The sequence below is a fragment of the Lysobacter sp. 22409 genome (genome assembly GCF_052045105.1).
Lineage (GTDB): Bacteria > Pseudomonadota > Gammaproteobacteria > Xanthomonadales > Xanthomonadaceae > Lysobacter > Lysobacter antibioticus_B.
Map to the genome: position 1 here is coordinate 140,445 of NZ_JBQEOE010000006.1, position 23,405 is coordinate 163,849.

Genomic DNA, 23,405 nt, shown 5'->3' on the forward strand with positions numbered 1-23,405 from the left:
ATGAGCGACGAACCCTCCAAGCCCGTTCCGTCTCCCGCCGATCCGGCCCCGGCCCCGGCTCCGGCTCCGGCTCCGGCCGGACCCGCCGCAACGGCTGCGCCGCCCACCGGTTCCGCCTCGCCCAGCGCCGCGACGCCCGTCCACGGGCATCGTGGCCGGCTGTTGGCCGGGCTGGCCCTCGCCGTGGCCCTGGCCTTCGGCGGCTGGGGCCTGTGGGGCGCGATCACCGGTTCCGACGAGCCGGTGCCGCCGCCCACGGCGGGGGCCGCGACGATGACGCCGCGGCAGATGCAGGCCGAACTGGAAGGACTGCGCCAGCGCGTCACCACGCTCGGCCGCTCCGACGGCATCAGCCGCCAGGCCAATCGCGACCTGCAGAGCGCCCTGGCCGAGCGCGACGAGGAAATCGCCGGCCTGCGCGCCGACGTCGCCTTCTACGAACGCCTGGTCGGCGCCACCGGGCAGCGCCGCGGCCTGACCGTGCATGCGCTGAAGATGCAGCCGCAGCAAGGCGCGCCGTCGGCCTGGCACTTCACCACCACCCTGACCCAGAACCTCAATCGCGGCGCCGTCAGCGCCGGCCGCGTTACCCTCGCGCTCGAGGGCACCCGCGCCGGCAAGCTCGAAAAACTGCTCTGGGCCGACCTGCGCCAGCAGCCCGAGGCGCCCGGCACGCCGTATTCGTTCAAGTACTTCGAGCAAGTCGAGGGCGACGTGTTCCTGCCGCCCGGCCTGACCCCGGTGCGGGTAACAGTGCGCCTGACCCCGCAGAAGGGCGCGGTGATCGAACAATCCTTCAGCTGGGCCGACGCCACCCGCGACAACGGCGGCACCGGTGCAGGCGGCTGATCCGCAGTGTTCGCCCGGTGCGCTTGAATGCGCGCCGCGCGGCCCTCATCCTTTCACCATGGAAACCACCCTTCTTTCCGCCGCGCCGGGCTATCAATCGCTGGAGCGGCCTCTGCAATTCTCGTCTTCGGCCGCGAACAAGGTTCGCGAACTGATCGCCGAGGAAGGCAACGACGCCCTCAAGCTGCGCGTTTACATCCAGGGCGGCGGCTGCTCGGGCTTCCAGTACGGCTTCGAGTTCGACGAGCAGCAGGGCGAGGACGACCTCGCCGTGCAGACCGATGGCGTGACCCTGCTGGTGGATCCGTTGAGCCTGCAATACCTGATGGGCGCCGAAGTCGACTACACCGAGAGCCTGCACGGTTCGCAGTTCGTGATCCGCAATCCGAACGCCAAGACCACCTGCGGCTGCGGGTCGTCGTTCGGCGTTTGAGCGGCGCCGCGATGCACCGGGCCGCGTTTCGCGCGGCCTGGCCTTTGCACCGCCTTTCCTGAAACAGCCTTCTGGGGCGCTGGATGAGACCGTTCGCATTCGTGGAAGCCGATTCGGCCTGGCGCGCGTCGCTGGACCGCGCCGACCATCTGCGCGACCAAGCCGATGCCTTGACCGCCCTGTGGCCGCAGGCGCGGGTGATCGTGCTCGACAACGCCGGCAGCGCTCTGGCCAACGCCGACGGCAGTTTGTGTGCGCCCTTGGGCCCGGAACTCACTGACGGCCCCGGCGGCGTCGGCGCGTCGATCTTCCTGGGGCTGGCGCCGGACGGGCAGGGTTGGTTCGCGCTCGATGCCGAACTGGTCGCGTTCGAGGCGCCGCGCCGGGTCGACCTGCGCAGCGCCGCCGCGCATTGGCCGATGCTCGAAGCCAGCGTGTTCGCCCAGGCCCGCGCCCTGCAGCACTGGCGCAGCCGCAATCGCCACTGCGGCGTGTGCGGCGGCGAGATCGCCTTCTCGCGCGCCGGCTGGCTCGGCCGTTGCGGCCAATGCGGCAGCGAACACTACCCGCGCACCGACCCGGCGGTGATCGTCGCGGTCAGCGACGGCAAGCGTTTGTTGCTCGGCCGTCAGACCGGTTGGCCGGCGCGGCGCTATTCGGTGATCGCCGGCTTCGTCGAACCCGGCGAATCGCTGGAGCAGACCGTCGCCCGCGAAGTGCTGGAAGAAACCGGCGTGCGCGTGCGCAGTTGCCGTTACCTGGGCTCGCAGCCGTGGCCGTTCCCGGGTGCGCTGATGCTCGGCTTCGCTGCGTTGGCCGAAGCCGACGAACCGCAGGTCGGCGACGAACTCGAAGAAGCGCGCTGGTTCACCCTCGAGGAAATCCGTGCCGCGTCCGCGCGCGGCGAACGCGCTGCGGCGCCCACGCTCGGCGAGCGCGATGCCGCGTCGGCGCCAGGCGAACGCGATGCCGCGTCCGTGCCAGGCGAGCGCGATGCCGCGCTTGAGGACGACGGCCCGCTGTTGTCGCCGAGCATCTCGATCTCGCGCTGGCTGATCGACCAATGGCGCCTGGCCGCCGAGGCGGACGCCGGGCGTTGATCTCGGCAAGGGATGCGTTCGCGAAAGACGCCGCCCGCGCGCTCGCGACATGCGCGGCGGTACGGAGCCGATGCATCGGCGTTACGGTCGCCCACAGTCGCGGTGTCGCGCGGTCGCGCTAGAATCCCAGGCAGATCGGACCGGGATTTTTTCGCCATGCCAGGAGCGTTGCCGCAATGTCAGTCACGCTGATCGCCGCCGTCGTCGCACTCGTGCTCGGCCATCTTGCTCAGTCGCTGGCCGCGTCGGTGCGTCACTACGGCTGGTACAGCGACTGGCTGCGCTGGATCGACAGCCGCTTTCCGGAAGACAGTTTCTGGCGCGGACGCTGGGGCCTGGTCATGGCCGTGGTGCCGCCGCTGCTCGCGGTGACCCTGTTCCAACTGGCCCTCGACGAACCCTTGATCGGGCTCGGCGGGCTGCTGTTCGGCATCATCGTGTTGTTCTACGCCTGGGGCCCGCGCGACCTCGACCAGGACGTCGAAGCCCTGGCCTCGGCGCGCGACCTCAACAGCCGGCGCGAAGCCGCGGCGCGGTTCTGGCCCGAAGGCGGCACGCCGTCGCTCGATGGCGGCTCCCTGGTCGAGGCGGTGTTCCGCAACGCCCTGCGGCGCTGGTTCGGCGTGTTGTTCTGGTTCCTCCTGCTCGGCCCGGTCGGCGCGCTCGGTTACCGCCTGGTGGCCTTGGCCGCCGAAGGCGAGGCCTCGCGCCATCTGCCCGGCGAAACCCTGGCCGGCGCGCGCACTGCCTTGGCGCTGTTGGATTGGCCGGTGGCCCAGTTGTTGACCCTGGCGCTGGCCCTGGTCGGCAATTTCGACACCGTGCTCGGCGCCTGGCGCGAATCGGGCGGGGCGTGTTTCAGTCTCGACAACCGCTTCCTCGGCGCCGTCGCCCGCGCCAGCGTGAAGTGCGAGCTGGCCGAAGAAGCCGCCGACTACGTCGACGAATCCGGCGTGGCGAGCACCGCCGTCGCCCTGGCCGCGTCCGAGGCGCCCGAGCTGCGCGACGCGATGAGCCTGGTCTGGCGCAGCCTGCTGGTCTGGCTGGCGGTGCTGGCGCTGTTCGTGATCGCCGGTTTCGTCGCCTGAGGCGAGCGCCGCCGGTTTGCCGTTTGAGACCGTTTAGCCGAAACCGACGCCCCCGCATGGATGGGGGTAGGGGGGCGCCGCTCGGCCTGCGTTTGTACGGACAGGTTTCCAGGAATCCTGCGAGCCGCGCGAGTAGCGCGTTCCCCCCGGCCGGGCCGGCGGGTCGAACGCCGGTCCTGCCTTGGGGGCGGACGGACCCGCGCGCCGCCGGCGCATTGGCGACCGGCCGCGCTGCTCAGCGCGGTTGCGACAAACAGCACGGTTCCGGCGACAGAGCGATGCAATACCCGTTACGCGACACAGGAGTCCGGTGGTCACGATCTGAACCCCTGTAAGGCGAGCGGTCCCGCATCGCGCCTGCGCGCCCTCACGTTTGCGGAGGACTCGATCTGGTGAATCGCTTCACGTCCATCATCCACGCCGGTTTCGCGCCTGGCATCGCCGCGCACGACGGCCAGGGCTTCGTTCACCCGGCCGACGCGCCTGGGCTAGTATCGAAGCAATTTCCTGGAGCGTGGACGAAGGTGGACGTGGGTCAGGATTCTCCAGCGGCGAACCAACCCGCTTCGACGCGTCAGGACGATGATCACTTCATCGTGTTCCTGCGCGAGCATCGCGAGCCGTTGATCGCGTTTCTGCGCAAATCCGCGGCGACGCACGAGGATGCGCAGGACATCGCCCAGGAAACGATGATGCGCATGCTGCGTTATCGCGACCAGCCGGCCGAAGCGCTGAAGATCCTGATGTACCGCATCGCGATCAACGCGCTCAACGACCGCGGGCGGCGCCAGAAAACCCGGCATGCGCCCGAGCACGTCAGCCTCGACGAGGACTATCACGCGCTGCCTTCGCAGGAACCCACGCACGATCAGCGCGTGGCGACCGAGCAGGAATTGGCGCTGGTGCGTGCAGCGATCATGCAATTACCGATGCGCAGTCGACAGATCTATCTACTCAATCGCATCAACGGCATGAGTTACACACAGATCGCGCGTCATTGCGGTATTTCTGTAAAGGCAGTGGAGAAGAATATCGGCCGGGCGCTCGCGCTTTTGCGCGCACGCATGAAGGACAGCGGCTTCGAGACCTTACAAGCACCATGAAGACATCAACTTCCGCATCGATGGATCCGAACACGGCGCTTTCCGGCGAAGGCCGCGCCGAAGCGTGGGTCGCGCGGCTCGCGTCGCCCGAGTGCACGGCGCAGGAACGCGCCGAGTTCGATCGCTGGCTCGACGAGTCGCCGCAACACGTCGACGAGTACGTGCGGGCCGAGCGCACCCATCAACTGGCCGCGGCCTTGGCCAACGACGAGATGCTGCAGGCGGCCGCGCGCATCGCCTGGCGCACCACCGGGCGCGAAGCGACGCGTTCGCGCTGGTGGGCGCCGACCGCGCTGGCCGCGTCCTTGCTGGTCGCGACCGTGGTCGGCGTGACCTGGCTGCGCACTGCGCCGGCGCCGGTCGCCGACGAACGCCATGCCACCGCGGTCGGCGAGCAGCGTTCGCTGCGCCTGGCCGACGGCACCCGGGTATTGCTCGACACCGATTCGGCGATCGTCGCGCGCTTCAGCGAGCGCGGCCGCGAAGTCGTGCTCGACCGCGGCCGGGTCCGGTTCGAGGTCGCCGCCGATCCGGCGCGTCCGTTCCTGGTCAAGGCGGGTCGCGGCGAGATCCGCGACATCGGCACCACCTTCCAGGTCGAGAAGACCGATGCCGTGGTCAGCGTCGGCCTGATCGAGGGCTCGGTGATCGTCTCCGGCGGCGTCGCCCAGGCTTCGAGCACCCTGCAACCCGGCCAGCAGCTCAGCTACGACGACAGCGGCCGCCTCGGCGCCGCCGAACCCCTGGACATCAAGGCCGCCCAGGCCTGGCCGGCCGGCAACCTGGTGTTCAAGAACCGCCGCCTGGACGCCCTGCTGCTGGAAATGAACCGGTATTCGGCCACCAAGCTGCGCCTGGCCGAGCCCGGCCTGGGCGCGATCCCGGTCAGCGGCGTGTTCCACATCGGCGACCAGGCCTCGCTGCTGGAGGTCCTGGAACGCGGTTGGTCGCTGAAGGGCGAACCGAACGACGACGGCGACATCGTCCTGCGCCGCAAATCCGGCTGACCCGGCCTCTGTGGGCCGCGTCGATGCTATGGTTGGACAGCGCCGTCAACAGGGGGCGCCGAGTTCCGCTCTGGTCTGATCGATGCGGTTGGTGGATGGTCAAGATTTCCTATGCGTTCATCGTTTCCGTCGCGCTGACATTCGCGCCTGAAGTCGGGGCCCATCAGGCTCCCAAAGGCGATTTCACTGCAGATGGCTACCGCATCCAGGCCGGCGCGCTGGATGATGCACTCAATGCCTTCGCGGCCCAAAGCCGCGTACAGATCCTCTATTCCCCGTCGTTGGTCGCGAACCGCCGCAGCAGCGGCCTGAACGCCCATGTCTCGGCGCGCGACGCGCTGGCCCGTTTGCTGCAGGGCACCGGCCTCACGGCGGTAGCCGTAAACGCCAATACCTACTTGCTGCAGGTCGTGCCGCGCCCGCGACCGGTCGCGGCGCCTCGTGCGACCGTGCGGCGGGACACCTCCGGTCCGGGTTCGCCGACCCAGCTCGACACCGTGCACGTCACCGGCACGCGCATCCCGCGTTCGGCCTTCCAGACCTCGACCCCGCTGACCATCATTACCCGCGAGCAGATCCGCTCGAGCGGGCACCAGACCCTGTTCGACCTGTTGCGGCTGATGCCTGGCATGACCGGCCACCACCCGCGCGACGTCGCCACCGCCGGCGGCGCCTCGCAGGTGCCCTCGGCCGCGGCGGCCTCGTCGAGCCTGTACTCGCTGGGCCCGCGTGCGACCTTGTTCCTGGTGGACGGCCGGCGCATCGCGAACTACGGCCTGGTCTCCACCGACATGGGCGCACTCAGCGATCTCAACGGCATCCCGTTGAGCATGATCGACCGCATCGAGATCCTGCACGGCGGCGCCTCGGCCATTTACGGCGCCGACGCGATGGCCGGCGTGGTCAACATCATCCTCAAGAAGGACTACAGCGGCGGCGAAGTCACCGCCAATTTCGGCGTGTCCGAGCGCGGCGACGCCGAGCAGCAGCGCTTGTCGGTCAATCTCGGCCTGCAGACCCGCGGCGGCGGCAACGTCTTCCTCAGCGCCGATCACTTCACCCGCAACCCCCTGGTCGGCAGCCAGCGCGACTGGAGTACGGTCAATCAGGAAGACACCGGGTTGCAGGATGCGCGTATTCCGTTCGGCTACTACTTCGGCAATTACTACATTCCCATCAAGGGTTGCGAAGACCTCGACGTCGGCAGCGAGGGCCAGGCCTGCAGCCTCGACCGCGCCCGCTACGTCAGCCTGCAGCCGGGCATCACCAGCAACGCCTTCTACGGCCACTACCGCCAGCCGGTCGGCAGCCACAGCGAAATCTACGCCGACGTGCGCGCGACCCGGGTGGTCCTGGAGATGCAGAACGCGCCGTTCTTCGGCCTGGTGAACCTGCCCGACGACAGCCCCGACGCGTTCGCGCCGATGCCGATCCTGCCCCTGGCCTACGCTTTCTCCGAGGTCGGGCCGGTGCGCAACCGCACCACCACCACCACCCGCGACTCGACCCTGGGTTTCCGCGGCTACCGCGGGCGCTGGGAGTGGGATGTCAGCCTGGCCCAGCGCCGCAACAAAGTGCTTAACCGCATCGACGGCCTGATCGACGAGCCCAAGCTCGAAGAAGCGGTCGAGGCGGAAAAATTCAGCTTCACCAAGAAAGGCAACACCGAAGAAGTGATCGAGGAAATCTCGCCGCAGAACACCCTCGGCGGCGAAGTCATCCTCGACAGCGTGGTCGCCAACTTCGACGGCCCGTTGTTCGCGATGCCCGCCGGCGACGCCACCGTCGCGGTCGGCGCCGAGGCGCGCCGCGAACGCCTGCGCAGCCGCCCCGGCGGGGCGTTCATGCGCGGCGAGGTGGCCTTGGCGCAAAAGATGGATGCGCGCAATTCGCACCGCTACGACTCCGCGCTGTACGCCGAGATGAACCTGCCGCTGCACGAGAGCCTGTCGATCGACGCCGCCTGGCGCGTCGACCACAACGGCGGCCATGGCAGCCGGGTCTCGCCGAAGGCGGGGTTCAAATGGTCGCCGCTGCAAAGCCTGACCTTGCGCGGCTCGGTCGGCGAAGGCTATCGCGCACCGACCCTGTTCGAGATGCGCCGGCCGATGACTTTCGGCGACACCGCTATCGTGCCGTGGAACTCGGCCACCGACCCCTGCCTGATCCAACTCAGCGAAACCAGTTGCCAGGTCGACAAGCACGCCACCGTCAATTCCAAGCTCAAGCCGGAAACCTCGCACAGCCGCACGCTCGGCATGATCTGGTCGCCGACCGACGCTTTCAGCCTGAGCGTCAACCACTACCGCATCCGCCGCAACAACGAGATCCTGGTGATCAACTCGCTGCAGCGGCCGGAGTTGTACCCGGAAGCCCTGGTGCGCGATTCCGACGGTTACCTGATCGGCGTCGACATGTACCTCGACAACGTCGGCAGCACCGACGTGCGCGGTTGGGAGTTCGATGCCGACTACCGCTTCGAGACCGCGCGCCTGGGCAAGTTCGCGCTGCGCCTCAACGGCCACTACCTCGATCACCTGATCCGGCGCTCGCACCCGAAAGTCGACGCGCTCGACTATGCCGGCTACACCACGCCGAACCGCAGTGCGCTCGGCAGCGTGCAGTGGAGCTACCGCAACTGGATCACGACCCTCAACCTGCGCTACATGGGGCCGGCCAAGGTCGATTTCGGCGACCCCACCAAGAGCTGTTACAAGACCTGGCAGGTCAGCGGCAAATGCCGCACGCCGAGCGCGACGGTGACCGATCTCAACATCGCCTACGGCGGCTTCGAGCACTGGCTGCTGAGCCTCAACGTCAGCAATCTGAGCGACCACACGCCGGTCAATTACGACGAAAGCCCGGGCGGTTACAGCATCGTCGACGACGATCCGGTCGGGCGCTATTACCTGGTCAGCGCGACGTATCGTTTTTGAGCGGCCAGGCGGCGCGCGATCAGCCCGGTGCGAGCCAGGCGAACGGCCACCACGGCAGGTTGCGCAGCAACCAGAAGCCCAACAGCAGGCCGATCCAGAATTTCGCGCTGATCAGCGTGGCGACGACGGCCTTCGGCAGCGGCAGCCGATAACCGAAGCCCTGCAGCGCCAGCAAGGGCACCGCGATCATCAACAAGGGCAGCAGCGGGTTCATCGCCATCATCTGGGCGAAGTCGCCGTGCACCAGCGCGTGCAAGGCGCGGGTCATGCCGCAGCCGGGGCAGTACAGGCCGGTGAACTCGTAGAACAGACAACCCGGCAGCGGGCTGCCTGCGGCGCTGGGATCGAAGCGCCGTAATACCCATACGCCGGCGGCCGCCGCGGCCGTGGAGGCTGCGGCGGTCGCGGCGAGCGCGAGATGGCGCGATCCGGGTTTCATGGTGTCGCTGCGGCGCTGCCTGAAGCGATCAGCGCGTCTGCATGCGCTGGAATTCCTGCAGCGCATCGCCGTACAGGAAGGAGGCGCCGTTGATGAAGAACGACACGATCATCCAGATCAGGCCGAGCACGGCCAGGCCGGTGCAGACCCAGGTCCAGATCTTCGCGTTCTCCGAAGCGCGGCGCGCGCCGGCTTCGTCGCCGGAAGCGAACTTGCCGTTGACCTGGCTGCCGTAGACGATCGCGACGATGCCGGGGATCGAGCCGACCATGCAGCACAGGCAGAACGTCAGCACGGTGACCGTGATCGACCAGGCGAGGTAATTCGGATACGGCGAAACTGGTGCTCCGGCGGACGGCTGATTCATGAGATCCCCTTTCTCGAACGATGGATGCCGCGACGCGGCGGTCGGGGCATCCTATCAGCGCGCCTTGCGGCCCGGCACTCCCGGCCGGGCGTTCGCGGCCCGATCTCCAGCCCGATATACCGCTGGACCGGCGGCGCTCAGGCGCGGTCGCCGCGCAGCGCGCGCACCTGGGCTTCCAGCGACTCGGCGCTGACCGTTTCTGCCTGCAACGGCGGATCGGCGACCACTTCGACATGGGCGCGGAAACGCCGCGGCACCCGCATCCGCGCCAGACGACCGCCTTCGGCGCGCGCATTGCGCCGGCTCCACATGCTCGACCACATGCCGCGCAGCGCCATCGGGATCACCGGCACCGGCCGCTTGTCGAGGATGTGTTCGACGCCGGACTTGAATTTGGCGATCTCGCCGTCCTTGGTCAGGGCGCCCTCGGGGAAGATGCCGACCAGTTGGCCGTCGTCGAGCGCGGCCTCGATTTCCTCGAACGCGCGCCGCATCACCTCCGGGTTTTCCTTCGCGCCGGCGATCGGGATCGCCTTGGCGGTGCGGAAAATCCAGCTCATCACCGGGATGTTGAAGATCTTGTAGTACATGACGAAGCGCACCGGCCGCGGGATGCTCGCGCTGAGGATCAACGCGTCCATGTAGCTGACGTGGTTGCACACCACCAGCGCCGCGCCTTCGTCGGGAATGCGTTCGGTGCCCGACACCCGCAACCGGTACAGGGTGCGCACCAGCACCCAGCTCAGGAAGCGCATCAGGAACTCGGGCACGATCGTGAAGATGTAGATCGCGACCACCGCATTGGCGATCGCCAGGGCCAGGAAGATCTGCGGGATGGTCCAGTGGAAGAACTTCTGCACGATCACGCCGAGCGCGGCGGCCAGGACGATGAAGGCCGCGTTCTGGATGTTCATGCCGGCGATCACGCGCGACAGCTCGTTCTTCGGCGTGCGGTTCTGGATCAGCGCGAACAGCGGCACGACGAAGAAACCGGCGAACACGCCGATGCCGACCAGGTCCATCATGATCCGCCAAGCGCCTGGCTGGGCGACGAAACCGGCGACTTCCAGGCCGCTGACCGTGGCCGGACCGCTGCGGGCGAAGAACAGGTCGACCATGAAGGCGCTCATGCCGAACGCGCCGAGCGGCACCAGGCCGATCTCGACGGTGCGCGCCGACAGCCGTTCGCACAGCATCGAGCCCACGCCGGTGCCGACCGAGAACAGCGCCAGGGCGAAGATGTACAGCGTCTCCGCGCCGCCGAGGTTGTCGACGGCGTAGGTCGGCAACTGCGAGGTCAGCACCGTGCCGACGAACCAGAACCACGACACCCCGAGCACGGAGTTGCGCACCGCCGGCTGGCGCCGGGTCATGCGCAGCACCTTGACCGACTCGGGGATCGGGTTCCAGTTGATCTTGAGCCCCGGCTCGCCGGCGTCGGCGCGCGGGATCAGGCGGCTGACGATGTTGCCGGTGATCGCCAGGGCGACGATGGCGCTGGCTGCGACCACCGGGCCGTGGCTGCCGGCGAGCTTGAAGATCAGGCCGCCGAAGATCATCCCGACCAGGATCGAGATCGAGGTGCCCATCTCGACCAGGCCGTTGCCGCCGGTGAGTTCCTCGGGCTTGAGCACCGAGGGCAGGATCGAATACTTGACCGGGCCGAACAGGGTCGACTGCAGGCCGGTGCCGAACAGCGCGATCAACAGCAGCGGCAGGTTCTGGGTCAGGAACCCGACCGCGGCCAGCGACATGATCGCGATTTCCATGGTCGTGGTGATGCGGATCAGCTTGTGCTTCTCGAGCTTCTCGGCGATCTGGCCTGCGGTCGCCGAAAACAGGAAATAGGGCAGGATGAACAGCGCCGGCGCGAGGTTGGTATAGAGCGTGCGCTGCTCCGGACTGACGCCGAGATAGAACAGTAGGCCGATGATGGCTTGCCGGTAGACGTTGTCGTTGAAGGCGCCCAGGGCCTGGGTCAGGAAGAACGGCAGGAAACGCCGTTGGGTGAGCAACGCGAACTGGTTGTGCGCCATGCCGTCCTGCTTGTCCGATCAAACCCGCACGTCGATGTGCGGCTCGCGCGAAGGATTCGCCGGGCGAGCCTAACAAACCCGTCCCCGCGCCGTGTAGCGGGAACGGGCGGAGTAGCGGAAAAGTAGACTCCGAAGCTATGGCGCCAAGCCGCAACGCCTTTACCGAGGCGGTCCCGCCACGCTGCGATGGCCGCTCCTCTCGACCCGCCTTTGCGGTTCCGTCCAAGAACCGTCTTGCCGTTCCCCCTTCGAGAACGGGGCATGGGGCCGTTCTCGCTCCAGAGAACCGCGCTCCATGCCCTCCCCGCGTTCGAAGCCACGCCCCCGCCGTCTTTGTGTATCCCAATGTATCCGCGCCCGTTCCCGCCCGGCTTGCATACAAAACCCGGTGGCCGCGGACACGCGCCGGATACCCCGTCACGGTCGAATGCCCTGGTCCGCCCACCGCGCCAGGAGCCCGCCATGATCGCCGTATCGACCGACCGCCCACACGACCCGCAACGCCGCAGCCTGCTCGGCGGCGCCGTCTTGGCTCTGCTCGCCGCTCCGCTCGGCGCTGTCGGTTCCGTCTTTGCCGAGCCCGCCAGCAGCGCCGGCCCTCGCCGTGCCGCCACTGCGGCCGTCTGGGGCCCGCTCAAGCAAATCGACGCCGGCGTGCTGCGCGTCAGTTACGCCGAACTCGGCCCGCGCCATGGTCCGCCGGTGCTGCTGCTGCACGGCTGGCCCTACGACATCCACACCTACGCCGAGGTCGCGCCGCGTCTGGCTGCGCGCGGCTACCGCGTCATCGTCCCCTATCTGCGGGGCTACGGCGCCACCGTCTTCCTCTCCGCCGACACCCCGCGCAACGGCCAACAGGCCGCGCTCGCCGCCGATGCCATCGCCTTGCTCGACGCGCTCGGCATCGACTCGGCGATCGTCGGCGGCTGCGACTGGGGCGCGCGCACCGCCGGCATCCTGGCCGCGCTGTGGCCGCAGCGCTGCCGGGGCCTGGTCTCGGTCAGCGGCTACCTGATCGGCAGCCAGCAGGCCAACCAGGCGCCCTTGCCGCCGAAGGCCGAGCTGCAGTGGTGGTACCAGTTCTACTTCGCCACCGAACGCGGCGAGCGCGGCTATGCGCAGAACCGGCGCGAATTCTCGCGCCTGATCTGGGAACTGGCCTCGCCGCAATGGCGCTTCGACGACGCGACGTTCGAGCGCAGCGCCGCCGCGTTCGACAACCCCGACCATGTCGCGGTGGTGATCCACAACTACCGTTGGCGTCTCGGCCTGGCCCAAGGCGAACCGCAATTCGACGAGCTCGAAGCGCGCCTGGCCCAGGCGCCGGCCATCGCCGTGCCCACCATCACCCTGGAAGGCGATGCCAACGGCGCCCCGCACCCGCCGGCGGCGGCCTATGCGCGCAAGTTCACCGGCCCCTACGCGCACCGCGAACTGCGGGGCGGCATCGGCCACAACCTGCCGCAGGAAGCGCCGGAGGCATTCGCGCAGGCCATCGTCGAGGTGAACGCGCTATGAGCCGACCGTTCGCAGCGGTGCGTCACGGCTCTGCTCTTGCCGTTCCTCTTTGAAAAAGAGGAGGAATGGAGGCCTTGCTCCAACCCAGCGCAACCGCAACCGCAACCACAACAGCAACAGCGCAAATCCCGCGCCCCTGCTGCACAGGCGCCGCCCCCTCTCCAAAGGGGGGGCAACGGCAAACGGCGTTGTCTACCAAGCCGCGCAAGTGCCAAGCCATCGCTTTTGCCGTTACCACTGAATCGCATTGGTGGTTTTCCGTCCTGCCGCTGAGGGTTTTGCCGGGTGCCGGACGCCGGCGGCAATGTCGACATTGGCCGCATCCGTCGTAGGAGCCCGGTCCATGCACGTCCGTCATTGCCGCTTCATTGCCGTCCTGCTCGCCGCTCTCGCCATTCCGGCGGTATCCGCCCTGGATCTCGGCACCCTGCCTGTCGACACGCCGCAGGTGACGCCGTCGGCGCCCGTGTCGAGCTACCTGCACGACGTGTCGCAGCCGATTCCCGGGGTGAGCTGGATGACCGGCATCACCGAGCATCACCGCATCACCATGGCCGACGGCGTGGAACTCGATGCCTGGATCGTGCGGCCGGACGTGGCCGGTCCGGTGCCGCTGGTGCTCGAACTCACCCCGTATTACGGCGGTGGCGATCCGACCGTGACCAAGCCGGTCAGCAACGCCGCGAGCTACCCGTACAACATCGCCATTGCCGCGCCGTTCCAGGAGCTGATCAAGCGCGGCTACGCCTTCGGCATCCTGTCGATGCGCGGCACCGGCGCGTCCGGCGGCTGCTTCAGCATCGGCGGGCCGCAGGAGGCCAAGGACATGGCGACCGCGATCGAATATTTAGCCGCCCAGCCCTGGTCCAACCAGGCGGTCGGCGCGATGGGCGTGAGCTACGACGGCACCGCGCCACAGGACCTGTGGGTGGAAGCGCCGCCGCACCTGAAGACGATCGTGCCGATCAGCGGCATTTCCGACATGTACAAGTACAACTACGTCAACGGCGTGACGATCGAAGACACCCGGGGCTTCAATACCTACTACTGGCTGCTCGACGGCATGGTCCCGGCCGGTCTGGAAGGCGGCAGCCAGCTGCTCGATCCGGTCACCGCTCCCGATGCGGTGACCGGCGAGGTCTGCAAGGAGCGCATCGACGTTACCGCGGAAGGCTTCACGTCCCTCATCGCCGGCGACAAGACCCCGTACTGGCAGGCGCGCGACCATCTCGCCGCACTCAAGGCCGACCCGTCGAAGAAGCGCGCCAGCGTGTTCTACATCCACGGCCTGCAGGACTGGAACGTCAAGCCGCACAACATGGAGGGCTGGATTGAAGCCTTGCAGGGCAGCAACGTGCCGTTCAAGGCCTGGCTCGGCCAATGGGATCACGCCTGGCCGGACCGCAGCGACTGGATCACGGTAATGACGGCGTGGTTCGACCAGTTCCTCAAGAATCGCAACACCGGCATCCTCGATGCGCCCAGGGTGCAAGTGAAAGACGACGCCGGGAAGTGGCGCAACGAGCCGCGGTGGCCCGCTACCGGCAAGAAAGTGACGCTGTACCCGCAGGTGACCGGAACGCTCGGCACCACCCAGAGCGTGGGCTTTGCGGACTACAACGATTATTCCGGTCAGGACGTCAACGAAACGGCGCCGCTGCCCGACGATCGCGTCGCGTTCGTCACCGCGCCGCTGGCCAACGATTTGCACCTGTCCGGCATGCCGCGTTTCGAGGGCATCGTCGCCTCCACCGGCGCGCGCGCCAACCTGATGTTGACCCTCGCCGAACAATTGCCGGACGGCACGCTGCGTCCGTTCAACTTCGCCTCGCTCAGCCTGAACCACGCCGAGAGTCTGGCGCACGGCAAGCCGAGCGTGGCCGGCGAACCGCAATACGTCGGGGTGAACTTCTATCCGCAGGAAGACGTGGTGCATGCCGGCAACCGGCTGGTGCTGCTCGCCGCGGGCGATCTGATGTTCTATGGGCAACCGGGCCCGGCGATGGCGCCGTTGGCCACGGGCTCGCAGATCATCCTCGACCTGGCGAGCAGCAAGCTGGTGCTGCCGAACGACACGACCTTGAGTTACGAAATGCCCTGAGCTGCGGCGCCCTTTCAAAAGGGGACAACGGCAAACTGCCGTCTATCCCCTCCACAGTCTCAAGGCGCCGCTTTCGCCGTTCCCCCTTTGAAAAAGGGGGCCGGGGGGATTTGCTTTTGCGCTGACGCAAAGCGATAGCAAAAGCTCGAATCCTGCGTCTGCCGCGCAGACACCGTCTACTTTCCTAACGGGGGGCAACAACGGCCGCTGTCGCTTAGCACCCGCCCGCTCAACGCCCCGCCGCATCCTGCCAGTCCGCCGAACCTTCGGGCCGCTCCCGTGCGATCCGCGACCACGCCGGCTCCTGCCGCCAGCGCCGCGTAGTGCGCTGGAAAAACTGGCTGTTGGGCACCTGCAGCACCGAGTCCTCGCCGTCGGCGTGGACCTCCTGCAAGGTGGTGTAGATGAAGTTGATGTCGACGACCCGCCCGCGCAACCCCGGCTTGTCGCCGTTTTCCAGCACCTCGATATAGTCGTACAAGCGGAACGGCCGGGTGGTCAGGATCAGGAACGCGCAGAAAATATTCGACAACACGCTCCACGCGGCGAAGAACGCCACCGCGCCGACCGCGACGAAGCCGGTCAGCGTCGTCCACACCACCGAGCCGGAAATACCGAGCCGGTTGAGGAACAGCAGCAGCGCGGTGATGTAGATCAAGGTGCTCAGCACACGTCGCAGCCCCAGCCCGAACGCCGGCGCGATGTCGTAGCGGGCGCAGACCCGCCGCACCAACTGCCGCAGCAGCGTGGTCAGCAGCCAGGCCCCGACCAGGATCGCCAGAGCCTCGCCCAGCTTCATGGCGATATAGGCGCCTTGTGCGATCGTCGGCGACATGGATGCGGTGTCCTTGGCTCGAAAAATTGACCGGCAGTGTAAGAGGACATTGGTTAGCGTGTCGTGCGCAGCTTGTCGATCTCGATCGTGCTGGAAAACGCCGGACCGGCCGAGCGCACCCAATGGACCCGCGACACCGGACTCGCCCAGGTCCCTCGCGTCCGCCGTCCGCTGATCGAACAGGAAGTCGCCGACATCGTGGTCCTCCTGAAGTATCTGGTTGCAGATCGGGGCATCGACCTGGAACAGACCGTGGCCGACAAGCTGCGCGGCGATGCCGAGCGCTATCGCGTCGCCAAGCCCCGGGGGACGATGAAGAAATACAACGAGCTCTGATCTGAAGCGACATCGCCACGGAAGCGAGCTCGGCATGGCTCAGCTGCCGGGTGTCATCCGGAGACGTAACCGTCGGCCCAGCCCTGAACGTCTTCATCCAACTCGTATTCAGTGATGTGGAACCCCTCAACGGTCTCGCTGCCAGGCGCAACAATGCCCGGCAGATCACGAAACCCGAGTTGCTTGTTGAAGCGTGCAACAGCTTCGCGAGCACGGGAGTCTGAGTTGTACACACCCAATAGCTTCACGTCTTCATCGCCGCCCGGGACGACATGAAGATGATGGAGAATGAATACTTTGCTCATGGGATAAGCCCCGGTGGCCATGTCATCGTGAGGTGAAGATTATGCCGCCGATCATGCGCGAAACTGGCTGGCATCTCGCCCCCAGCCAGCCTCGCCCGGCTACGCTGAGGCGGTACCTTGGGAATAGGAGGTCGCCATGTCTGCGGATACCAAGACACCGTTGGATCAGGTCAATGCGGCGCTGAACCAGCTCAAGGAAATGCGTCATTACGCCAAGAACTACGTCGAGCAGTTGACCGCGCAGTGGCTGCTGTTCGACGGCGAGTTGAAGAAGCTCAAGCAGGCGGAAAACATCGAGGAACTGATGACGCGACAGGGCGAGTTGTACGACGCCCTGGAGAAGGAGATCGCCGAACTGGAGGTCGTGGTGGTGGCCTTGCAGCCGGCGCCTGAGGAGGGTGCTGCGTAGCGGTTTCTCTCTCGCCTTTGTGTGAGGCGGACGGCGCGGAATCGGGCCTTGGCTTGCGCGGCCTCGATGTTTGGCGATGAATTCGATGTCTTGCCGCGTCCCGTGATCGCGGCTTGCGCCGCTCCTACCCCTGTGTCGCTGAGCGACGTCGAGGCGGTGGGTTCTGCGTGTGCGTCAGTCGCGTCTCACGCCGCTCCTGCAGGCGGGGCGGGGGCGCTTTCGGGAGTGAGGGAGCTCCGTCCCTGTCAATATCTTAGCCGACTGGGGGCTTGCGGCAAGCCCCCGGGCATGGTGCTCAATCGCCCGCCGTAGCGAGGCTACGGAACCGGGAGATGGGTTATGAGCATGTGGTTATCGAAGTGGGCCGTGCGGGAGCGCGGGAATCGTGGTGGCGCGAGTGATACGGCGACGGATCGCCGCCATCCAGGGCTGCGCGCGAATCAGGGGCGCGACGCGCGCGCGGCGAGTCGGCATGAGGTGATCATCGCCGGTGGCGGGCCAACCGGCTTGATGTTGGCGGGCGAGCTGGCTTTGGCCGGTGTCGACGTGATCGTGGTCGAGCGGCGCGCGAGCCGGGAGCTGGCCGGGTCGCGCGCGGGCGGGCTGCATGCGCGCACGCTCGAAGTGCTGGATCAGCGCGGCATCGTCGATCGGTTTCTCGCGCAGGGGCAGGTGGCGCAGGTCGCCGGCTTCGCCGGGGTGGTGCTGGATTTGAGCGGCTTTCCGACCCGCCATCCCTATGGGCTCGGGCTATGGCAGAACCATATCGAACGCATTCTCGCCGACTGGGTCGACGAGCTCGGCGTGAACATCCATCGCAGATGCGAGGTGGTGGGCTTGGTGCAAGACGAGGCCGGCGTCGAGGCCGCGCTGTCCGACGGTACGAGCTTGCATGCGCAGTATCTGGTCGGCTGCGATGGCGGGCGCAGCCGGGTGCGCAAGGCGGCCGGCATCGATTTTCCGGGTTGGGACGCGACCACCAGCCATCTGATCGCCGAGGTCGAGATGGCGCAGACGCCGCCCTTGGGTATCCATCGCGGCGGCTTCGGCATCCATTCCTTCGGCCGGGTCGAGTACGAGATCCGCAACGGCGAAGTGATCTACGGCGACACCGGGCCGGTGCGGGTGATGCTGACCGAGGCGCAGGTCGGGGGCGGCGGCGAACCGACGCTGGAGGATTTGCGTGCGGCCTTGATCGCGGTCTGCGGGACCGACTACGGCGTACACAGCCCGACCTGGATCTCGCGCTTCACCGATGCGACGCGGCAGGCCGCGGCGTATCGCGAGCGGCGCGTGCTGTTGGCCGGCGACGCCGCGCACGTGCATGCGCCGGATGGCGGACAAGGTCTGCAACTCGGCGTGCAGGATGCGGTGAACCTGGGTTGGAAGTTGGCGCAGGTGGTCAAGGGGATATCGCCGGACAGTCTGCTCGACAGCTATCACACCGAGCGTCATCCGGTCGCGGCGTGGATGCTGCGTACGACGATGGCGTCGATCGCGTTGCGGCGCAGCGACGAGCGTACGACGGCCTTGCGCGAGACCGTCGCGGAGTTGCTCGGGGTGGAGGAGTCGCGCCAGCGGTTTGCGGCGATGTTGTCGGGATTGGGGATTCGTTACGAGCTCGGCGACGGGCATCCGCTGCTCGGGCGGCGCATGCCGGATCTGGACTTGCTCGTCGCCGATGAGCCGGTGCGGGTGTATGCCTTGTTGCGCGAGGCCCGGCCGGTGCTGCTCGATTTCGGTGCGCCCGGTGCCGTCGATATCGGGTCTTGGGCGGACCGGGTTCGCGCGGTTGACGCTCGTTACGACGGCGCCTGGGAGCTGCCGGCGTTGGGTGCAGTGACGGCGCCGGCGGCGGTGTTGATCCGGCCGGACGGGTACGTGGTGTGGGTGGGTGATGGGAGCGATGCCGGGTTGAGCACGGCGTTGAGCGAATGGTTCGGTGGAGCGAATACGGCGTAGCGGTCGTGGTTTATATCGACGGCGACGGCTTTGAGGTTTCTGCGTATTCCGTGGTCGCGGCTCACGCCGCTCCTACAGGAGCCGGGTCGATGGCGTCGCGAGATCGGAGCATGGCGGTCGCGGCTTGCGTCGCTCCTACCCTGGGCTGCGTTGCCTTGTAGGAGCGAGGTGAGTCGCGACCGAACTGCCGGGGGCGGAGAAACGGCCGGGAGAGGAGGCTCTTCCGGCCGTTTCGGTTTATGCGCAGCGATGGATGAAACTTGGCTTCAGCCCTTCGCCGCCTGTTCGCGTTCGATCGCGCGCCAGCCGATGTCGTTGCGGTGGAACTCGCCGTCCCAGCGGATCTTGGCGAGGGCGGCATAGGCCTCGCGCTGGGCCTGGGCGACGTCGTCGCCGAGGGCGCAGACGCACAGCACGCGGCCGCCGGCGGTCAGCACCTCGCCGTTGGGGCCGAGTTTGGTGCCGGCCTGGAACACTTTGGCGTGCGGCGGCTGCGGCGCGGTCAGGCCGTGGATGACGTCGCCGGCCTGCGGCGTTTCCGGGTAGTTCGCCGCGGCCATGACCACGCCGAGCGAGGGGCGCGGGCTCCACTGCGCCTGCATGCTATCGAGCTTGCCGTCGAGCGCGGCTTCGACCAGGTCGAGCAAGTCGGAGTCCAGGCGCAGCATCACCGGCTGGGTCTCGGGGTCGCCGAAGCGGACGTTGAACTCGATGACCTTGGGCGCACCGGCCTGGTCGATCATCAGGCCGGCGTAGAGGAAGCCGGTGAACGGCACGCCGTCGGCGATCATGCCGTCGACGGTCGGCATCACCACTTCGCGCATGACCCGTGCGTGCACGTCGGGCGTGACCACCGGCGCCGGCGAATAAGCGCCCATGCCGCCGGTATTGGGGCCGGTGTCGCCGTCGCCGACGCGCTTGTGGTCTTGCGAGGTCGCCATCGGCAGTGCGTGCTTACCGTCGACCATCGAGATGAAGCTGGCTTCTTCGCCGTCGAGGAATTCCTCGATCACCACGCGCGCGCCGGCGGCACCGAAGGCGTTGCCGGACAGCATGTCGACGACGGCGGCTTCGGCTTCTTCCAGAGTCATGGCGACGATGACGCCCTTGCCGGCGGCCAGGCCGTCGGCTTTGACCACGATCGGCGCGCCTTTCTCGCGCAGGTAGGCGAGGGCGGCGTCGACCTCGGTGTGGACGGCGTAGTACGCGGTCGGGATGCCGTGGCGGGCGAGGAAGTCCTTGGCGAAGGCCTTGCTGCCTTCGAGCTGGGCGGCCGCGGCGGTCGGCCCGAAGATGCGGTGGCCGTCGGCGCGGAAGCGGTCGACCACGCCGGCGACCAGCGGGGCTTCGGGGCCGACCACGGTCAGCGCCACGCCTTCGTCGGCGGCGAGCTTGAGCAGGCCGTCGATGTCGGTGGCGGCGACGGCGACGTTGCGGCACTTCTCCTCGTGCGCGGTGCCGGCATTGCCGGGCGCGACCAGCACCTCGTCGATGCGCGGCGACTGGGCCAGCTTCCAGGCCAGCGCGTGCTCGCGTCCGCCGGAACCGATAACGAGGATCTTCATGCGTGCTCCAGCGGGGGTAAGGACATCAGCCGCCGATTTTACGCGCTGGCAGGGGGCGGGGCGACCGCTGCACGCCAAGCCTGGCGCAGCGAGGCTCCGGGTAGAAGCGGCGCAAGCCGCGATCTCCGGCCGGAGAGGTGGTTCAGCAGGAGAGGTGTCGCTTCGGAGAAGTGTGTTGCGCTGGAGGGGCCGGGCTTCGAGCGGTCGCGGCTTGCGCCGCTCCTACCCCAAAGCTGGCGATCGCCGCGGTCGGAGTGCGACCCGAAGCGCAGCAGGCATTACTGGATCAGCGCCTCGGCGCGGATCACCCCGTCCTCGCGCATCTTCGCCATGGCCAGGTCGGCCAGGCTGTCCCACAGCGGCGGCGGCAACCGGTTCTGGCGCAGGTGCCAGAGCAGGGCGAGGGATTGATAGCGGCCCTCGCGCCAGGTCAGGGTCGCGCGCCAGGCCGGCTGCAGGGTCTGCGGGTCGAGCAGTTCGACGCGGTAGGCCTGTTCGGCGATTTCGCGGCCGTCGCGCTTCATGCCGTCGAGCGACACCCGCAGCACCGGCGCGCCGACCTCGCGGATCGCCTGGGTGGTGCGGGCCTGGTGCTGCATCGCCGCGGCGCGGGCGCTGGCTTGTGCGACCTGGCCGAAGCGTTCTTCGTCGCTGCGCGCAGACAAGGCCTGGGTTTGGTAACCCAACTCGCTCAGGCGCCGCTCGAGCGCGCGTGCGAGCCGTGCGGTCGAGTCGCGGCGCAAGCCGGCGTCGAGGTTCAGGGACACGTCCGGCTCGACCAGCAGCACGGTCACCGCGCGTCCGGCGGCGCGGTAGTCGCCGAGGGTCTCGCTGTCGACCGCCTGCCGGCGCGAATACTGCCAGCCGGCCCAGCCGGCGATGACCACGCACAGCATCGCCAGCACGAGCAGTTTGCGTGCGATCGAACGGCCCAGCGTGTGTCGCGGCGGCGGTCGGTTCATGGCGGAGAGGGCGCCGCCAGTGGCTGGCAGCGATAAGTCGGGAGTTCGCAAGCGGCGCGGATGCAACGCATCCGCGCCGTTCGATCAATGACGGAAGTGGCGCACGCCGGTGAAGACCATCGCCAGGCCGTGCTCGTCGGCGGCGGCGACGACTTCGTTGTCGCGCATCGAACCGCCCGGCTGGATCACCGCCTTGATCCCGGCGGCCGCGGCGGCGTCGATGCCGTCGCGGAACGGGAAGAAGGCGTCGGAGGCCATCACCGAACCGGGCACGATCAAACCGGCTTCCTCGGCCTTGAGCGCGGCGATCTTGGCGCTGACGACGCGGCTCATCTGGCCGGCGCCGATGCCGATGCTGCGGTGGTCGCGCGCATAGACGATGGCGTTGGACTTGACGAACTTGGCGATGCGCCAGGCGAACAACAGGTCGGCGAGTTGGGCGTCGGTCGGGGCGAGCTTGCTGACCACCTTGAGCTCGTCGCGGCCGACTTCGCGCAGATCGCTGCTCTGGATCAGCAGGCCCGAGCCGATGCGCTTGACGTCGTGCCGGTTGCGGCCGTCGCCGTGCGGGATGCGCAGCACGCGCACGTTGGCCTTCTTCTTGGCGTAGTCGAGCACGCCGTCTTCATAGTCGGGTGCGATCAGCACTTCGACGAACTGGCGGTCGAGGATGACTTTCGCCGTCGCCGCATCGAGCTTGGTGTTGAAGGCGATGATGCCGCCGAAGGCCGAGGTCGGGTCGGTGGCATAGGCCAGTTCGTAGGCATCGCCGCAGGCCACGCCTTCGGCCACGCCACAGGGATTGGCGTGCTTGACGATGACGCAGGCCGGGCGCTCGAACTGACGCACGCATTCCCAGGCCGCATCGGCGTCGGCGAGGTTGTTGAAGCTCAGCTCCTTGCCCTGCAGCTGGGTGAAGGTGGCCAGCGTGCCCGCCACCGGATGCAGGTCGCGGTAGAACGCGCCCTGCTGGTGCGGGTTTTCGCCGTAGCGCAGGTCCATGACCTTGACGAAATTGGCGTTGTGCTGAGCCGGGAAGGTCTGCGCGCTGCCGTCCTCGGCGATGGCCGAGAGGTGGTTGCTGATCGCGGCGTCGTACTGGGCGACGCGATTGAACGCGGCCACCGCCAGGGCGAAGCGGGTCTTGGCGCCGAGCGCGCCGTCGCCGGCGTCGAGTTCGGCGATGAGCTCGGCGTACTGGGCCGGGTCGGTCGCGACCGCGACGCGGGCGAAGTTCTTCGCCGCCGAACGCAGCATCGCCGGGCCGCCGATATCGATGTTTTCGATGATGTCGTCGAAGCTGCTGGCCGGGTTGGCCGCGACTTTCTCGAACGGATACAGATTCAGCACCAGCAGGTCGATCGCGGCGATGCCGTGTTCGGCCATTACCGCATCGTCGGTGCCGGCGCGGCCGAGCAGGCCGCCGTGGACCAGCGGATGCAGGGTCTTGACCCGGCCATCCATCATCTCCGGGAAGCCGGTGACCTCGGACACGTCGCGCACGGCCAGGCCGGCGTCGCGGATGGCCTTGGCGGTGCCGCCGGTGGAAAGCAGTTCGACCCCGCGCGCGGCCAGGGCCTGGGCGAGTTCGAGGAGACCGGTCTTGTCGGACACGGACAGCAGGGCGCGGCGGATTTTAACCGGCGTGCCGGGCAGGCGATCGGAGGTCATTCGGGGAGGTAGGGCAGCGGAAGGGCGCGGGAATTATAGGCTGCGGGGGACCCGGGCGCCGGCCGTTCATGCAGGTATGGCGGGGATTGCGTGGTTCCGGGCGGTTTGGCGGAACTCGGAGCAACGGGCAAATCCCCCGCGTCTGCTTCGCAGGCGCTGCCCCCTCTACCAAGGGGGCAACCGCCTGAGGGTCTGCAGCTCTCCGGCCTCGAACCTCCAACCGGTAACCGGCAGCGCGAAGCAGCAAGTTCGCCACTTCTGCGTCGGCCTCTGTCGTTCCCCCCTTTGGAAAAGGGGGGCAGGGGGGATTTCGCTCTCCGCATCCGGCGAAACGCCACGAGCGCGCAACTGCCCGGCGACCCCAGCGGGCACGGCACTGTCAT

The 23,405-nt window shown here is 67.8% G+C and carries 20 protein-coding genes; 12 read left to right on the plus strand and 8 right to left on the minus strand.

Annotated elements, in window-relative coordinates:
* The 7 genes from ACTJJK_RS05275 to ACTJJK_RS05305 all read left to right on the plus strand — a co-directional run bounded on the left by ACTJJK_RS05275 (position 1) and on the right by ACTJJK_RS05305 (position 8,516).
* Positions 1–849: a DUF6776 family protein gene (locus tag ACTJJK_RS05275; RefSeq protein ID WP_440729674.1), complete on the plus strand. Its 849-nt coding sequence runs from the start codon at positions 1–3 to the stop codon at positions 847–849.
* Positions 850–907: 58 nt separating this feature from the next.
* Entirely contained in the window at positions 908–1,282 is a 375-nt protein-coding gene (erpA, locus tag ACTJJK_RS05280) for an iron-sulfur cluster insertion protein ErpA (protein WP_031371162.1), read from the plus strand.
* An 83-nt stretch (positions 1,283–1,365) separates the two neighbouring features.
* Positions 1,366–2,382 carry an NAD(+) diphosphatase gene (gene nudC, locus ACTJJK_RS05285; RefSeq protein ID WP_440729675.1) on the plus strand — a complete coding sequence of 339 codons (1,017 nt, stop codon included), beginning with the start codon at positions 1,366–1,368 and terminating at the stop codon, positions 2,380–2,382.
* A gap of 176 nt (positions 2,383–2,558) precedes the next feature.
* The gene (gene ampE, locus ACTJJK_RS05290; RefSeq protein WP_440729676.1) at positions 2,559–3,470 is read left to right on the plus strand and encodes a regulatory signaling modulator protein AmpE; all 912 of its coding nucleotides are present in this window, start codon (positions 2,559–2,561) and stop codon (positions 3,468–3,470) included.
* A 392-nt stretch (positions 3,471–3,862) separates the two neighbouring features.
* Complete coding sequence (locus ACTJJK_RS05295) at positions 3,863–4,573, plus strand: RNA polymerase sigma factor (protein WP_318025797.1); 711 nt, start codon at positions 3,863–3,865, stop codon at positions 4,571–4,573.
* Positions 4,570–5,580, plus strand: coding sequence for a FecR family protein (locus ACTJJK_RS05300; protein WP_440729677.1), 1,011 nt, complete (start codon positions 4,570–4,572; stop codon positions 5,578–5,580). Before ACTJJK_RS05295 ends, ACTJJK_RS05300 begins: the two co-directional genes overlap by 4 nt.
* A gap of 95 nt (positions 5,581–5,675) precedes the next feature.
* A complete protein-coding gene (locus tag ACTJJK_RS05305; RefSeq protein ID WP_223620938.1) occupies positions 5,676–8,516 on the plus strand; it encodes a TonB-dependent receptor in 2,841 nt (946 codons plus the stop codon).
* 19 nt (positions 8,517–8,535) lie between these two features.
* Here the strand turns inward: ACTJJK_RS05305 and ACTJJK_RS05310 are convergent, their stop codons facing one another.
* From ACTJJK_RS05310 to ACTJJK_RS05320, 3 genes are all read right to left on the minus strand, one after another.
* On the minus strand, positions 8,536–8,955 hold the full coding sequence (locus tag ACTJJK_RS05310) for a DUF2752 domain-containing protein (RefSeq protein ID WP_031371168.1): 420 nt from the start codon (positions 8,953–8,955) through the stop codon (positions 8,536–8,538).
* A 28-nt stretch (positions 8,956–8,983) separates the two neighbouring features.
* Complete coding sequence (locus tag ACTJJK_RS05315; protein WP_031371169.1) at positions 8,984–9,322, minus strand: CD225/dispanin family protein; 339 nt, start codon at positions 9,320–9,322, stop codon at positions 8,984–8,986.
* A 137-nt stretch (positions 9,323–9,459) separates the two neighbouring features.
* Positions 9,460–11,358 (minus strand): MFS transporter, encoded by a 1,899-nt coding sequence (locus ACTJJK_RS05320; RefSeq protein WP_440729678.1) that lies wholly within the window; start codon positions 11,356–11,358, stop codon positions 9,460–9,462.
* Positions 11,359–11,820: 462 nt separating this feature from the next.
* On the opposite strand from ACTJJK_RS05320, the gene ACTJJK_RS05325 reads away from it, so the two are divergent.
* Together ACTJJK_RS05325 and ACTJJK_RS05330 are read left to right on the plus strand one after the other, a co-directional pair.
* Positions 11,821–12,876, plus strand: coding sequence for an alpha/beta fold hydrolase (locus ACTJJK_RS05325; protein WP_031371171.1), 1,056 nt, complete (start codon positions 11,821–11,823; stop codon positions 12,874–12,876).
* A gap of 343 nt (positions 12,877–13,219) precedes the next feature.
* On the plus strand, positions 13,220–14,977 hold the full coding sequence (locus ACTJJK_RS05330) for a CocE/NonD family hydrolase (RefSeq protein WP_031371172.1): 1,758 nt from the start codon (positions 13,220–13,222) through the stop codon (positions 14,975–14,977).
* Positions 14,978–15,206: 229 nt separating this feature from the next.
* Here ACTJJK_RS05330 and ACTJJK_RS05335 read toward each other — a convergent pair whose 3' ends face one another.
* Entirely contained in the window at positions 15,207–15,812 is a 606-nt protein-coding gene (locus ACTJJK_RS05335; protein ID WP_051884612.1) for a mechanosensitive ion channel family protein, read from the minus strand.
* A gap of 72 nt (positions 15,813–15,884) precedes the next feature.
* On the opposite strand from ACTJJK_RS05335, the gene ACTJJK_RS05340 reads away from it, so the two are divergent.
* On the plus strand, positions 15,885–16,148 hold the full coding sequence (locus ACTJJK_RS05340; protein WP_440729679.1) for a hypothetical protein: 264 nt from the start codon (positions 15,885–15,887) through the stop codon (positions 16,146–16,148).
* Between the two features lie 53 nt (positions 16,149–16,201).
* Here ACTJJK_RS05340 and ACTJJK_RS05345 read toward each other — a convergent pair whose 3' ends face one another.
* Positions 16,202–16,453, minus strand: a complete 252-nt coding sequence (locus ACTJJK_RS05345; RefSeq protein ID WP_031371174.1) for a DUF7336 domain-containing protein — start codon at positions 16,451–16,453, stop codon at positions 16,202–16,204.
* A gap of 136 nt (positions 16,454–16,589) precedes the next feature.
* Here ACTJJK_RS05345 and ACTJJK_RS05350 point away from each other — a divergent pair, with 136 nt between their 5' ends.
* Together ACTJJK_RS05350 and ACTJJK_RS05355 are read left to right on the plus strand one after the other, a co-directional pair.
* Positions 16,590–16,862: a hypothetical protein gene (locus tag ACTJJK_RS05350; protein WP_031371175.1), complete on the plus strand. Its 273-nt coding sequence runs from the start codon at positions 16,590–16,592 to the stop codon at positions 16,860–16,862.
* Between the two features lie 339 nt (positions 16,863–17,201).
* Positions 17,202–18,824: an FAD-dependent monooxygenase gene (locus ACTJJK_RS05355; protein WP_440729680.1), complete on the plus strand. Its 1,623-nt coding sequence runs from the start codon at positions 17,202–17,204 to the stop codon at positions 18,822–18,824.
* A gap of 266 nt (positions 18,825–19,090) precedes the next feature.
* Here ACTJJK_RS05355 and purD read toward each other — a convergent pair whose 3' ends face one another.
* The 3 genes from purD to purH all read right to left on the minus strand — a co-directional run bounded on the left by purD (position 19,091) and on the right by purH (position 23,022).
* On the minus strand, positions 19,091–20,389 hold the full coding sequence (gene purD / locus ACTJJK_RS05360) for a phosphoribosylamine--glycine ligase (RefSeq protein ID WP_440729681.1): 1,299 nt from the start codon (positions 20,387–20,389) through the stop codon (positions 19,091–19,093).
* A gap of 278 nt (positions 20,390–20,667) precedes the next feature.
* Entirely contained in the window at positions 20,668–21,351 is a 684-nt protein-coding gene (locus ACTJJK_RS05365; RefSeq protein WP_031371178.1) for a hypothetical protein, read from the minus strand.
* An 84-nt stretch (positions 21,352–21,435) separates the two neighbouring features.
* Complete coding sequence (gene purH, locus ACTJJK_RS05370) at positions 21,436–23,022, minus strand: bifunctional phosphoribosylaminoimidazolecarboxamide formyltransferase/IMP cyclohydrolase (protein WP_031371179.1); 1,587 nt, start codon at positions 23,020–23,022, stop codon at positions 21,436–21,438.
* Between the last annotated feature and the right edge of the window lie 383 nt (positions 23,023–23,405).